The organism is Neptuniibacter sp. QD72_48 (genome assembly GCF_047778065.1).
In the GTDB taxonomy this organism is placed as follows: Bacteria; Pseudomonadota; Gammaproteobacteria; order Pseudomonadales; family Balneatricaceae; genus Neptuniibacter.
The window spans coordinates 1,663,029-1,675,934 of the sequence record NZ_CP180547.1 but is presented as its reverse complement, the minus strand read 5'-3'; the positions used below and the strand labels follow the sequence as shown (position 1 = coordinate 1,675,934).

Here is a 12,906-nt window from a genome sequence, read left to right as displayed (position 1 = left end):
GCTACCTGTAGAGCAGGAATGTAGTACGGTTCTCCCCTATCTCCTAAGGCCTCGCAACGTTCAGTGTGATGCCCATAGCTCCAATCAAACACTATGACAGCGTGTTAAAAGTCGCTTTTTAAAAGATCGACCTGAACGTTTACACGCGAAGAACGCTTTCCTTAAGAGATAATTATGAACTTTACAGAGCTTGGTTTATCTAGCCCTATTCTTGATGCGATCGATGCCAAAGGCTATTCAACACCTTCCCCTATTCAGGAGCAGGCAATTCCTGCGGTCATCGAAGGTCACGACCTTATGGCTGCAGCACAAACGGGTACTGGTAAAACCGCAGGCTTTACTCTTCCGATTTTAGAGAGATTAAGTCATGGTACACCTGCTAAACGCGGGCATGTTAGAGCGCTAATTCTTACTCCAACCAGAGAACTTGCCGCTCAAGTAAACGATAGTGTAGAGAGCTACTCAAAAAATTTAGCCATACGTTCGACCGTAGTTTTTGGCGGCGTCAAAATTAATCCACAAATTGCCAAATTAAGAGGCGGAGTCGATGTTTTAGTAGCGACTCCCGGCCGATTGATTGATCTGCACAATCAAGGTGCTGTTAAATTTAGCCAACTAGAAGTTCTTGTCCTAGATGAAGCTGATCGTATGCTCGATATGGGCTTTATTCATGACATTAAGAAAATCCTGAAGTTTTTGCCTTCACAGCGTCAAAACCTGCTATTTTCAGCGACATTTTCACCACAAATTAGAAAATTGGCCCAAGCCTTTGTATCTAACCCTGTAGAGATTTCTGTCACCCCTGCCAATTCCACAGCTTCAACGGTTAAACAGTGGATTTGCCCCGTAGACAAAAAGCAGAAGTCGCAAATTTTGAGTCAATTGATCAAAGACAATGACTGGCATCAAGTGCTTGTATTCTCAAGAACCAAACACGGCGCTAACCGCTTAGTTCGTCAGTTAGAATCTGCCAAAATCAGTGCTGCCGCGATTCACGGCAATAAAAGTCAAGGCGCACGAACCAAGGCATTAGCGGAGTTCAAAAGCGGCTCTGTAAGAGTACTCGTTGCAACAGATATCGCTGCTCGAGGAATTGATATTGACCAATTGCCTCAAGTAGTGAATTTCGATCTACCGAATGTGCCTGAAGATTATGTTCATCGTATTGGCCGTACAGGTCGAGCAGGCGCGACAGGCCAAGCCGTTTCTTTGGTAAGTGCTGATGAATTTGATCATTTACACGCAATTGAGCGTCTAATCGGTAAAGTATTAGACAGAGAGATCATCGAAGGTTTCGAACCAGCACACGCTCTGCCAGCCTCAGACTTAAGCAAAAAACCGGCTCGAAAGAAATCAAATAACAGTAACAAACCCAAGCAGGCTAAAGGCCATCGTGACGGCCAACGTTCAGGGGATAATTCCCGCGGGCATAAGCCTCAAGGTAAAAACAAATCGCACAAAGCAAGTGAAGGTGCAGGTAAACGTAATAGTTCCAAACCTAAAGGGCAGAAACCAGGCCAAAAACAAGAAAGCGGAAACAAAAAACGTACAACCAAGCGCCCCGCTTCAAACCCTTGGGGTAACCGCACTTAACAAAGCACACTCAGGCCAGTTACTACTGGCCTGAAGCCCATAACAGATTCACTTATAATGGATTCTTAAAATACTCTGCGATCCATTGATAGATACGCTTTTCCGTTACATTCTCAAACGCTAAAGTTTCAAAACGACCTTCAGGATCTGAGTCCATATCCGCAAATTGATAGCTAACAATATCAGGCTGCTGATCATGCAAGATGACAATTATCCGTTTACGTGTACGCAAACAATCAATAGTCATAACGTCCGCAGGTATACCCTGCGTTCGCATATTTTGACTAACACCAATAAGCGGATCGATATCTGAAAAATCCCGCTGTATTGCAGTATGCGCTTCAGAAGCCTGCTCCCAAAGCAGTTCCAATTCTTTGCTTAACTCACTCATTAATTACTCAATCTATTACTACAACATCATTGGAGGATAGAAACTCAATAAACTTATCAGCAGGTAGGGGTTTAGATAACAGGTAACCTTGAAAGCAGTCACATCCCAATTGAACTAAGGTATCTTTCTCTTCGATGGTTTCAACACCTTCAGCAATGACCAATAGCCCTAAACGATCAGCAGTCGCCAAAATAACTTCAACAATGGCAGCTTCTTCAGTTTTTGGACGAAGGTCCGTTACGAATGAGCGATCTATTTTAAGTATATCCAGCGGCAAGTGTCGAAGATATTTAAGCGAAGAATAACCTGTCCCGAAATCATCAATCGCAAAAGAAACCCCTTTCCTTTTCAAAAGATTCATCTTGTGACTCGCCACTTCAAAGTTATTGAGCAGCATATTTTCGGTAATTTCTAATTCAACTGCATCGCCTGGCAAATCATATTCATCCATTAGCTGGATAACTTGATCGACAAAGTCCACCTGCATAAATTGCATAGGGCTGATATTAATAGCAAGACGCTGGAAACTCTCGGGCAAACCATCAGCTCTCCATTGAGCCAAATGTTTTAACCCTTCTCTTAAAACCCAATTGCCGATCTCAACAATCTGCCCACTCTCTTCAGCAACCTGAATAAACCCACCAGGAAAGATTATTCCTTTTTCTGGATGCTGCCAACGGATAAGAGCTTCCGCTCCAACCAGTTGACCGTCTCTACAAATTTGCGGCTGAAACCACAAAACAAATTGATTGGATGTGAGTGCCTGATGAAGCCCTTTTTCGACCTCTAAACGCTCCTGCGCAGTAGATTGCATCTCAGGATCATAGAACTGAAAGCCATTTCGACCCATCGCCTTAACACGGTATAACGCAGTGTCTGCCTGCCGAATAATATCCTGTGCCGATGCATCAGCAGCAGGGAATACAGCAATACCTATACTAGCCGTACAATAAAGTGTGTGTCCTTCAATGCTGAATGGCTCTGACATAACTTTTAGAACTTCTTGCGCCAAATGTGCAGATACATCAGCGCACACTTCTTGAGAATTTCCAGTTTCGGGTATGAGAATAACGAATTCATCACCACCAAATCGAGCACACGTTGATTCAATAGGTAAAACATGTGTTAAACGTTGCGCAATATTATTGAGCAACTCATCACCAACACCATGCCCTAGGGAGTCATTAATTGTTTTAAATCGATCAAGATCTAAGAACAAAACAGCACCGTAATTATGATTCGCTTGGTGTAATTCGACTGAGGCTGTAAGCCTATCCAAATACAATCGGCGATTAGGCAACCCCGTCAACGTGTCATAAAACGCTAACTCATGGATCTGTTTTTCTGCTTGCTTCCTAACGGAAATGTCCCTAGCAACGATCAGAAGGTATTCTTGGGATTGGAGCGTAAGCTTAATCGCTCTCGCCTCTACAGGAAAAACACTACCATCAGCATGTACCTGCAGATCTTCGAAAGTGGTCACTTGACTGCCGCTAATACCCTCAAACACTTGCTGGTATTCTTCGAATGAGTAGTTTTTACTGTAATCAGAAAGCTTGGTATTACTAAGCTGTGTTTTTGATAATCCAAGCGTGCTTGCACCTTGGTTATTTACACGGTAAATGGTGCTATCAAGACCACATAGGAACATAGCGTCCCCAGCGTTATCCATTATTGAGCGCGAAAAATGCTCACTTTCAGATAGCTCTGCAACCATTTCGGTTAATTTATCAGTTACAGCCTCACGATCTTTCCATAATCCTGCAAAGCTGCGAACCAAATCACCTAATTCATCTTCTGCGGTATAGGGTAAAGCCGAACTTTTATCACCAGAACGTAATTCGTTAACCCATTTGGCTGTATTTACAATCGGGCGAGAAAGAAATCGATAGGTTAAAAGTAAGAAAATAGCAGCCAAGGCAACGCTGTGCATCAACCCCAAAAATAAACTGTTAATAGCGCGTTGTGTAAAACTGTTAGCCACATATAACGTATCCAGTTCTACTATAAGCTTCGCCCTTTCATTATCAGAATTAACAACCGCCAGCTCCAATTCAATATAGCGATTTAAATCAAATAATTGCTGGGTAGACTGCGAAACAAAGCTAGAACTCAATGTTTGATCCCGTCGATGTTCGGCCAAGGTTTCACTGAAATCATCGATTAATTTCGCATGATAAATCATAGGATAAGAGACAAGCGAAGAAGTCACCTCGTTTGCCTGGAAAGCATTGAGGTTATAGACAGCCTGGGTAGCTGTATCACGATACATACTGATAATACGAACAGTATCCTCAGAAGTGTTTTTTCTCACTTGCTGAAGATCCAAGTAGATCTGCAAGCCAGAGGAAAAGAGTCCTAATAGCAACGCAATAAATAAGATAAAGCGCGCTTGTTTGAGAGCAATCTTGCGTCTTAAATTAAGGGCCATAAAATGCCGTTTTGAAATTATAGGTAACGATCGTAAATAGCCTGATACTGACCATTAATTTTGATTAAGCGTAGACCTTCATTAAACTTATCCAAAAGAACATCAGCATCTGGATACATTTTACTTAAACACAGATGATACTGAGTACTTTGCTTGCCTTTCAGGCGCTTAATTTTGATTTTATCGAGCAATCCCAATTTCCTCGCGTGATATTGAGTTACAAGACCAGCGTTGTAGAAAACATCTACGTCTCGATAAACTAATGAACGGACCCCACTATCAACATCAGGCACTATAGAATGGGAAATACCTGCCTGTTGTAACTCTTTTTGAATACCCCAACCATCAACAACTGAAACATTTACCCTAGCCAAATCGTCAAAGCTAACGATATCTGTATCAACTCGATCACTGTGCATTACAGCAGACTGATATGCTTCACTTAAAACATCACTAAACAAAATAAATTTATCTCTACCGGTCCTTTTAGAGCAAGTAACTGTGCCAGCCATGCGCCCATGGCGAATACTCTTTAATATCCTCTTCCATGGGGCTGTTTGTATATCCGCATTAATACCTACGGCAGCAAAAGCTGCTTGCGTAACCTCCACGTCGATACCACTGATTACACCGTTATCATCAACCATGGTGTAGGGAGGATAATCAACCGTGTATAAATGAACGGTCTGATTAGCTTGAGCATAAGGCAGCAACAGCAATAACGTTAAAGAGATCGCCAAACGGTTCAATCGCGTCACTGTCATCCCCCTCATACATTTAATAACCTTATAACAGACTAGGTTAATTTAAAGATGTATCAATTAAAAGAGGATACACAACACCAAACCGGCACACTCAACCATATCGAATCTAGTCCAAAGCGCTAAAGCTTTGATAAAGTGAGTTTGCTATAACTACAAAAACGCAATCTCACTATCGGAAAGTTGATGAGCGGTAAACTTTTTTATCTTATGGGCGCCTCTGGCTCTGGAAAAGACACTCTCCTACAAGGCTGTAGGGAACGTTTAGAACATAGCCATCAGGCATTTATCGCCCATAGGTACATCACGCGGGCTGCAGATGCCGGTGGAGAAAACCACATCCACCTTACAGAGTCAGAATTTCAACTACGCGTTGAAACCGCAATGTTTGCTATGCACTGGGCATCTCATAACCATTTGTATGGGATAGGTAAAGAGGTCGAAATCTGGGTTAAAGCGGGACTCAACGTCATTATTAACGGCTCTCGCGAGTATCTTCCAATTGCCATGAAGCAATACGACTTTCTTATCCCAGTGATGATAAATATTAGAACCGAGCTACTAAGGGATAGATTGCATAATCGCGGAAGGGAAACAGATATAGAGATAGAGAAGCGTTTAAAGCGTCATGATGACTTTTTGGACCACATGCCATCCGGCACTTTATATATAGACAATAGCGGCACTAAAGAAGAAGGAATCGATGCTCTGATGGATATCATCACCGAGCACCGATTTATTCGTTAATCGCTACAATCTAGCTTCTGATGCGGTAGCCACTTCGGAATATCCAAGCAATGATTGCCATACAGCTCATCATAAACAATATGGTCATTCCCAAACTTAGGCCAACATTCACATCAGCCACGCCATAAAACGCCCAGCGGAAACCACTCACCAAATAAACAACAGGATTAAATAGTGAAATAGTCTGCCAAGGTTCAGGCAACATATTGATCGAGTAAAACGCTCCGCCTAAGAAAGTCAGAGGTGTTATTACCATCAATGGAATGATCTGAAGCTTCTGGAAATCATCGGCCCAGATACCAATAACAAAGCCAAATAAGCTAAAAGTAATAGCAGTAATAACTAGGAAACAAAGCATCCATAGCGGGTGCAAGATAGTGTAATCGACAAACAAACTCGCAGTAGCCAGAATCAATAGCCCTAGCATGACCGATTTCGTTGCTGCCGCGCCAACATAGCCAGCTACAATCTCAAAAGGTGAAACCGGTGCTGACAATACTTCGTAAATCGTCCCAGAAAACTTCGGAAAGAAGATACCAAAAGACGCATTAGAAATACTCTCACTCAACAGTGACAGCATTAATAGACCCGGAATAATAAATGCCGCATAGCTAATACCATCAATCTCCCCCATTCTTGAGCCAATGGCAGTACCAAAGACAATAAAATAGAGTGATGTTGAAAGCACTGGAGAAGCAATACTCTGCATCAACGTACGAAAGGTGCGCGCCATTTCGAACTTATAGATCGCTCGAATACCGTAAAAATTCATCACTTACTCCTGCACCAGTTCTACAAAGATATCTTCAAGCGAGCTTTCCGAAGAGTTCAAATCTTTAATCCCGACGCCTAGCTCATTTAATTTCGCTAACAATTCAGCAACCTGCTCACTTTCACTGGCATCATAAACATACTGAAGGTATTCCCCTGCTTGCTCTAAAGTCAGATTAAAATACTCCAACTCTGAAGGAATCTGCTCCATCGGCTGTTGAAGATGAATATGCAGGGATTTTTTGCCCAACTTAGACATCAGTGTCGCCTTCTCTTCGATCAGGATAATTTCACCCTTACGAATCACTCCAATACGATCAGCCATCTCTTCGGCTTCTTCAATGTAGTGAGTTGTCAAAATGATCGTGACTCCGTTATCACGCAGCTCTCGAACCATCTCCCACATATCACGTCGCAGTTCGACATCGACGCCTGCAGTAGGCTCATCCAAGAAAAGAATCTCTGGCTCATGCGACAAGGCTTTCGCAATCATCACCCTGCGCTTCATACCACCAGACAGTTCTAGCATCTTTGAATTACGTTTATCCCACAGAGAAAGCTGCTTAAGGATTTTCTCGATGTAAGCCTTACGTGGCGCTTTACCAAACAAACCACGGCTAAAATTGACAGTTGCCCAGACTGTTTCAAAAGCATCAGTCGTAAGTTCCTGCGGTACTAATCCGATTTTGCTTCGGGCCTGGCGATAATCCTTAGCGATATCATGACCACCCGCTAAAACCGTACCTGAGGTTCCACGGCTAATTCCGCAAATAATACTAATCAGCGTTGTTTTACCCGCACCATTAGGACCCAATAGTGCAAAGATCTCACCTTTTTTGATATCAAGATTCACCGAACGTAAAGCAGTAAACCCAGAATCGTATGTTTTATTTAAGTCCTGCACCTGAATAATCGGCTGCATTAAAAGCTAACTCCTGAACTGGAACCTGTACATGAAAACGCTTTGACCATATTAGAGAAATATCTATCCATCAGATAGATAAAGCTAGGTAAACACTCTGTTATGAAGATCACAACAATAGCTACTTGACGCAGTTATCACGCAACTATATTTTGCTACCTACTGAATTAAAACAACTGTTTTATTTCTCAATAAACATTCACTACGGACGGTGATTTGGCTTGGTTAAGCGTTGATAGGATATTCAATGAAACAAGCCCAAGCTGTATTTCACCTCCTGCGTGCATCAGATATTTATAGCCGACAGGAACAATACAATGCGAACACTTCCACTTACCCTATTATCTGCCTCACTGCTTTTATCGCTCACGTCCCACGCAGAAAACCCTAGCTCAGCACACAATCAACATGTCAGTGATAACGTGCTACTTAAGCAAGATAAACTGCTTTACGCCAATATGTACGGTAATGGCTTTGGCCCTCAGTCCCCTCGAGATATAGATTCTACAGCCGGTACAAACGCCGTTGCTTTCAATAAAGCACCTCCATATCAAAGCATGAACCTATGCAATATCCACCTACACAAAAACGCCGAGCATAAAGGTGGTGAGTTCACTAAATTTGCAGGCAATGGCGATGGTCACGGCTACCACACTGGCTATCAATTTTCTGGTGATTTAACCGAACAAGAACTCAGTCCAATTGCTTTAAAAGTTAAATCCGATAGTCATAAAGCACTGATACCTGGAGATACTTTAGAAGTTCACTTTGTTCACTCTACAGCTCAGGTAAAACCAGGTCCGACATTAGGTGCATGCCTTAGCGAAGAGATCAAAAACCCACAACTTCGTGTTGAAGCTCAAGTTATTGTATTAGTAAATGATAAGAACGCCCGAGATTTTAGAAACTTAACTAAGTTCAACAACCGAAGCGGCTTCTATCAAGCCGTTAATATCCCTAGTAACACGGGTAAACCAGTGCAGTATGCAGGCTCCACAACAGGCCCTAGTTACAACATTAAAGGCTCCCCATTCCAAGTGACATGGAGTGTTCGACCAAAAGTACTTAAGGTGGACATTTCCACGGTAAATGCTTGGTTAAAAGACAATACTTTTAATGAAGATCATGCCCATGGAGTCAGAAACCTAGTGACACGACCAGAATTTCTATCGCCTATCTCTCATTAACACTTAACATCGACACAAAAGGCCCCTAAGCGGAAACTACTTAGGGGCTTCCACTGACCTACTGGCCTGCTAAGTACGGTATACTTGATCGATCCCTCACGACAGGCTTTTCAATAAATGTGGTTTGAACTCTTTATTCTTTTTGTAGCAGGTTTTTTTGGTGGTGTACTGAATGCAATCGCCGGTGGCGGCAGCTTTATTACCTTTCCAGCCTTGATGTTTGTGGGTGTACCGCCGATTAGCGCGAATGCGACCAACACATTCTCTGCCTGTGCTGGTTATATGAGCGGCACCTATGCGCTGCGAAAAGATATCAGGCAAGATCGAAAGAACCTCATAAAATTAATTTTGATTAGTTTTATCGGTGGTATCGCAGGTGCAGTGTTGCTACTAAGAACGCCTGAAGAGGTATTTCTTGAAGCTGTGCCATGGTTACTGCTATTCGCGACGATTCTTTTTATCTTCGGTGGACGACTCAACAGCGCATTAAAAAGTCTTTCGGGCGCTCATAAGCATGCATCAGCAGTAGGAGGCTTTCTTCTGATGCTACTGCTGTTTGGCGTTTGTCTCTATGGCGGGTTCTTCAATGCTGGATTAGGTATTATCACGCTGAGTTATTTAGCTTTGGCCGGTTATACCAATATCAACACCATGAACGGTATCAAGCTTTTGGTATCTTCATGCGTATCACTGATCGCGATTGTGCTGTTTATTATTGATGGGGTGATCGATTGGTATTCAGGTACGATCGTTCTGATAGGTACGCTCGCAGGCGGTTATTATGCAGCACACTACTCACGGCAGTTACCACAACAGTGGGTGCGTAATTTCGTAATTTTCGCTAGCTGTGGCATCACTGCTTACTTCTTCTACGATATGTACGGCTAAGCCCTAATAACAGCTATTCAAAACGCCATTCAGTCGATAATCCTGGGATATTGGTATTGAACGCTTCTGGCGGTAGTCTGGACTGTAACTTTTCTAAAAAGACCTTCCAGACTTCAGCAACAGCGACACTATCCTCTAGCCGTTCTTGCAAGGAAAATGTATCGCCTACGCGCAGTTCACCTTCTTCTAACACACGGTAGTACCAACCACTGATCGCCTGCGACATAAGCAAAGGCGCTATATGGCCATTGCCGTATTTATGATTCACTTTCCAACAAGGTCTGCGGGGTTGGGATACCTGCACTAAAGCACCACCCACTTTCACAATATCGCCAATATGAACCTGAGTATCATCCACTGATTCACTGGAAAGGTTTTCACCTATCGATCCAGAGATAAAACTATCCTCAAGGTGCGGTAAGGCTTGGCGAAGGGTTGCGTAATTTTCTGAGGGGAATTGATACAGCGCTTTTTCAGGACCACCATGCACACGCTTATCTACTTGAACATCACCTTCCAGCCCTGTTTTGGTTAATAAACAAGCTTCAACGGGCTCTTTGAAGATACCGCTTGGCGCATCATCTGGGCCAATTGGTTTTGGTTGCCCTATATATAAACCCTTGATGGTACCTTGGTAAGTAGACATGCCTCGCCTCCATAAACGGTGTTGAAACGCAGTCACTTAAACATATACGACCATAACCAAATTGATCAAATATCAATCAGATTTAAATTCCTTCGATATTGCGAGGGAGTGCCCTCCTGCCACCTTGCCCAAACACGTCTTAAGCTTCTTTCAGAATGAAACCCGCAACGCTCAGCAATAACATCTATAGGCAGTTTGGTTTGTTCTAATAACTGACGACCTAGCTCTATGCGCGCCTGCTGCAGGTACTCTTGCAGATTGAATCCCGTTGCTTGCAGAAACAAACGCCGAAGATGACGTTCACTTAAGTGAACTCGTTCTGCCAATAGCGACACATCCCAATCAAACCCCGGCTGCTCCATTATCAGGTCCTGAACTTTGTGCACGCGAGACTGAGTGTGGTTTCGATGGTTTAACCAAAAACTCAGCTGCGCTTCCTGGCCAGATCTTCGCATGTAGATCACCATCTCACGGGCAATTTGTACTGCCCGATCCTGCCCCCAATGGTTATCAACTAACTGTAAGCAAAGATCCAACCCCGTAGTGATACCGGCGCTCGTCCATATATTGCCATCAGTAACGAAAATACAATCTTCCTGTACTAAAGCGTCTGGAGCGATCTGACAAAGTGAGGCGGTAAGGTCATGGTGCGTCGTGCAGCGCTTACCATCTAATACACCTGCCTTTGCCGCTAGAAGCGAACCTGAACAGATCCCCGCTAACAAACCGAATTGCTGTTTTACGGAGGTTAACCATTGAATCGCCGTCTGGTAATCAGCTTCATGAAGATGCTTATTTAACTGGCTTGTTCCGATCAACAGTAGCCAATCGTCTGCTTCTAACCTCTCCGGTAAAGGCTCCAGATTAGCAAGATGTAAGCCTTGTTTGGACTGCAGTTCAGGTCGAGGAGAGATATAGCGCAACTCTATACTCTCCTCTAGAGAAGGATGTGCAAAGATCTGAGCAGGCGCAGCCAGATCCAACAAATGGACACGTGGCAACACCAACAGATAAACACGCCTTTTCTTATTCATAGTCCCCAACCATGCGCACATTTGCGAAGCGATCTTGCAAAATCATAGAGGTATGTTGCTTTAAGGCCTCTTCACTCACAGTCTCACCGGTAAATTGATTTTTCATAGTAAAGGTATGAGTCGCATCGACCACGAAATCTACCTCATAACCCAAATCACTGCCTACACGCGTTGTGGTTTCACAGCACTGTTCCGTTCTTAAGCCACTCACCAATAGTTTGGTAATCGATTGCCCTTGTAACCACTCGTGCAAACCACTGTCGAGCAGCGCATTATGAACGCGCTTGTTAAACACCTTATCTTCATCCTTCTTATGCAGAAAATCCATCAAACGGACAAAACCGGACTCAACTGAAAATACGCCTTCATCTTCATGATGAAGGATAAACACAATTGAACCACCTTGCGCTCTTACCGCATCAATTAGCCGGTTTTGTCTCGCTTCATAATCAGAAAAACCATCATCATACCAATAATCACGATGTTTAAAGGATTCCTGCACATCAATCACTAATAACGCTGTATTTTTCATAGCTTAAACTCCCATGTATTTAATATTTGTGAGCTAAGTGTGAGCTATAACCAAAATTGACATAAGAAAGATAGCGGCCAAAAACAGGACAATTTCGGCCAAACAAAAAAACTGCACTTAAGCGCAGTTTTTCTAGGTAAGAATAAGTGAAGAAAAAACTTAAGGGCAGGTATAGCCGCCATCAATCACCAGATCAGACCCGGTCATAAAAGAAGCCTCATCAGAGGCTAAGAACACCGTGCCATAAGCGATCTCTTTTGGTCTGCCAAAGCGCTTCATTGGTACCATATCGACCAGAGGCCCCCACGCTTCTTTCGGAACAGAACTTTCAAACAGATTAGTATCAAACATCCCGGGGCAGATTGAGTTAATACGAATATTATCGCCGACAAACTCAAGTGCCGCTGATTTAGTCATTAATCGAACGGCGCCTTTTGTACTCTGGTAAGCCGTGGACGTCCCTGCTCCTGAAATACCATAAATCGATGCAAAGTTTATGATAGAACCGCCACCACACCGACGCATGGCAGGAATCGCTGACTTCATGCCCAACAAACAGCCCAACTGATTCACTCCCACAATTTGATCAAATTTCTCTACGGTATGATCCAATAAACCTGCGTGGTAATAGATACCCGCATTGTTGACCAATACATCCAACTTACCGAAAGCTGCTTCGGTTGCGTTAACCGCAGAAATCCACTGAGGCTCTTCAGTAACATCCAAAGCCACCACATCGGCTTTACCACCAGCTGCCCGAATCTCTTCAGCAACCCTAACAGCATTATCCCAAAGCCCCGTTGGTTTCTGACCTTCTGCAATAATGGGATCCTCTGGTAAGTTAGCCAGCATTACACTCGCACCCTCTTCGGCCATCATACGTGCTTGCGCACTGCCTAGCCCACCACCAGCACCTGTAATCAGCACCACCTTACCTTCTAAACGCCCAGCCATATTGAATCCTCCAAACAGCATTAATAAGTTACCTAGGAGTATGTTTGAA

The 12,906-nt window shown here is 43.4% G+C and carries 13 protein-coding genes; 4 read left to right on the top strand and 9 right to left on the bottom strand.

The window, feature by feature from the left end:
- The first annotated feature begins 174 nt into the window (after positions 1 to 174).
- The gene (locus ACMXYX_RS07460; RefSeq protein WP_415884391.1) at positions 175 to 1,593 is read left to right on the top strand and encodes a DEAD/DEAH box helicase; all 1,419 of its coding nucleotides are present in this window, start codon (positions 175 to 177) and stop codon (positions 1,591 to 1,593) included.
- 52 nt (positions 1,594 to 1,645) lie between these two features.
- On the opposite strand, the gene ACMXYX_RS07455 is transcribed toward ACMXYX_RS07460, so the two are convergent.
- From ACMXYX_RS07455 to ACMXYX_RS07445, 3 genes are read right to left on the bottom strand one after another with little or no spacing between them, the layout of a single operon-like run.
- Positions 1,646 to 1,984: a hypothetical protein gene (locus ACMXYX_RS07455; RefSeq protein WP_415898101.1), complete on the bottom strand. Its 339-nt coding sequence runs from the start codon at positions 1,982 to 1,984 to the stop codon at positions 1,646 to 1,648.
- 7 nt (positions 1,985 to 1,991) lie between these two features.
- Positions 1,992 to 4,415, bottom strand: a complete 2,424-nt coding sequence (locus tag ACMXYX_RS07450) for an EAL domain-containing protein (RefSeq protein WP_415898100.1) — start codon at positions 4,413 to 4,415, stop codon at positions 1,992 to 1,994.
- A gap of 17 nt (positions 4,416 to 4,432) precedes the next feature.
- On the bottom strand, positions 4,433 to 5,173 hold the full coding sequence (locus ACMXYX_RS07445; RefSeq protein ID WP_415906730.1) for a substrate-binding periplasmic protein: 741 nt from the start codon (positions 5,171 to 5,173) through the stop codon (positions 4,433 to 4,435).
- A 189-nt stretch (positions 5,174 to 5,362) separates the two neighbouring features.
- Between ACMXYX_RS07445 and phnN the strand changes: the two genes are divergently transcribed.
- On the top strand, positions 5,363 to 5,923 hold the full coding sequence (phnN, locus tag ACMXYX_RS07440; protein WP_415906729.1) for a phosphonate metabolism protein/1,5-bisphosphokinase (PRPP-forming) PhnN: 561 nt from the start codon (positions 5,363 to 5,365) through the stop codon (positions 5,921 to 5,923).
- Between the two features lie 10 nt (positions 5,924 to 5,933).
- Here the strand turns inward: phnN and ACMXYX_RS07435 are convergent, their stop codons facing one another.
- Together ACMXYX_RS07435 and ACMXYX_RS07430 are read right to left on the bottom strand one after the other, a co-directional pair.
- The gene (locus ACMXYX_RS07435; protein WP_415884386.1) at positions 5,934 to 6,695 is read right to left on the bottom strand and encodes an ABC transporter permease; all 762 of its coding nucleotides are present in this window, start codon (positions 6,693 to 6,695) and stop codon (positions 5,934 to 5,936) included.
- A 3-nt stretch (positions 6,696 to 6,698) separates the two neighbouring features.
- Positions 6,699 to 7,616 (bottom strand): ABC transporter ATP-binding protein, encoded by a 918-nt coding sequence (locus tag ACMXYX_RS07430; protein ID WP_415884385.1) that lies wholly within the window; start codon positions 7,614 to 7,616, stop codon positions 6,699 to 6,701.
- 317 nt (positions 7,617 to 7,933) lie between these two features.
- On the opposite strand from ACMXYX_RS07430, the gene ACMXYX_RS07425 reads away from it, so the two are divergent.
- Together ACMXYX_RS07425 and ACMXYX_RS07420 are read left to right on the top strand one after the other, a co-directional pair.
- Positions 7,934 to 8,803, top strand: a complete 870-nt coding sequence (locus tag ACMXYX_RS07425) for a delta-class carbonic anhydrase (RefSeq protein ID WP_415906728.1) — start codon at positions 7,934 to 7,936, stop codon at positions 8,801 to 8,803.
- A gap of 117 nt (positions 8,804 to 8,920) precedes the next feature.
- Positions 8,921 to 9,691 carry a sulfite exporter TauE/SafE family protein gene (locus ACMXYX_RS07420; RefSeq protein WP_415884383.1) on the top strand — a complete coding sequence of 257 codons (771 nt, stop codon included), beginning with the start codon at positions 8,921 to 8,923 and terminating at the stop codon, positions 9,689 to 9,691.
- A gap of 13 nt (positions 9,692 to 9,704) precedes the next feature.
- On the opposite strand, the gene ACMXYX_RS07415 is transcribed toward ACMXYX_RS07420, so the two are convergent.
- The 4 genes from ACMXYX_RS07415 to ACMXYX_RS07400 form a co-directional block, all read right to left on the bottom strand.
- A complete protein-coding gene (locus ACMXYX_RS07415) occupies positions 9,705 to 10,337 on the bottom strand; it encodes an MOSC domain-containing protein (protein WP_415884382.1) in 633 nt (210 codons plus the stop codon).
- A 65-nt stretch (positions 10,338 to 10,402) separates the two neighbouring features.
- Positions 10,403 to 11,371, bottom strand: a complete 969-nt coding sequence (locus ACMXYX_RS07410) for a GlxA family transcriptional regulator (protein ID WP_415884381.1) — start codon at positions 11,369 to 11,371, stop codon at positions 10,403 to 10,405.
- Complete coding sequence (locus ACMXYX_RS07405) at positions 11,364 to 11,903, bottom strand: isochorismatase family protein (protein WP_415884380.1); 540 nt, start codon at positions 11,901 to 11,903, stop codon at positions 11,364 to 11,366. The genes ACMXYX_RS07410 and ACMXYX_RS07405 overlap by 8 nt, the downstream gene beginning before the upstream one ends.
- 159 nt (positions 11,904 to 12,062) lie before the next feature.
- Positions 12,063 to 12,857 carry an SDR family NAD(P)-dependent oxidoreductase gene (locus ACMXYX_RS07400; protein ID WP_415884379.1) on the bottom strand — a complete coding sequence of 265 codons (795 nt, stop codon included), beginning with the start codon at positions 12,855 to 12,857 and terminating at the stop codon, positions 12,063 to 12,065.
- Positions 12,858 to 12,906: the final 49 nt, after the last annotated feature.

Excerpts from the sequence above, each read along its gene's own strand:
- ACMXYX_RS07460 (WP_415884391.1), top strand. The coding sequence starts at position 175 with ATGAACTTTACAGAGCTTGGTTTATCTAGCCCTATTCTTGATGCGATC.
- ACMXYX_RS07455 (WP_415898101.1), bottom strand. The coding sequence starts at position 1,984 with ATGAGTGAGTTAAGCAAAGAATTGGAACTGCTTTGGGAGCAGGCTTCT.
- ACMXYX_RS07450 (WP_415898100.1), bottom strand. The coding sequence starts at position 4,415 with ATGGCCCTTAATTTAAGACGCAAGATTGCTCTCAAACAAGCGCGCTTT.
- phnN (WP_415906729.1), top strand. The coding sequence starts at position 5,363 with ATGAGCGGTAAACTTTTTTATCTTATGGGCGCCTCTGGCTCTGGAAAA.
- ACMXYX_RS07435 (WP_415884386.1), bottom strand. The coding sequence starts at position 6,695 with ATGAATTTTTACGGTATTCGAGCGATCTATAAGTTCGAAATGGCGCGC.
- ACMXYX_RS07430 (WP_415884385.1), bottom strand. The coding sequence starts at position 7,616 with ATGCAGCCGATTATTCAGGTGCAGGACTTAAATAAAACATACGATTCT.
- ACMXYX_RS07425 (WP_415906728.1), top strand. The coding sequence starts at position 7,934 with ATGCGAACACTTCCACTTACCCTATTATCTGCCTCACTGCTTTTATCG.
- ACMXYX_RS07420 (WP_415884383.1), top strand. The coding sequence starts at position 8,921 with ATGTGGTTTGAACTCTTTATTCTTTTTGTAGCAGGTTTTTTTGGTGGT.
- ACMXYX_RS07415 (WP_415884382.1), bottom strand. The coding sequence starts at position 10,337 with ATGTCTACTTACCAAGGTACCATCAAGGGTTTATATATAGGGCAACCA.
- ACMXYX_RS07410 (WP_415884381.1), bottom strand. The coding sequence starts at position 11,371 with ATGAATAAGAAAAGGCGTGTTTATCTGTTGGTGTTGCCACGTGTCCAT.
- ACMXYX_RS07405 (WP_415884380.1), bottom strand. The coding sequence starts at position 11,903 with ATGAAAAATACAGCGTTATTAGTGATTGATGTGCAGGAATCCTTTAAA.
- ACMXYX_RS07400 (WP_415884379.1), bottom strand. The coding sequence starts at position 12,857 with ATGGCTGGGCGTTTAGAAGGTAAGGTGGTGCTGATTACAGGTGCTGGT.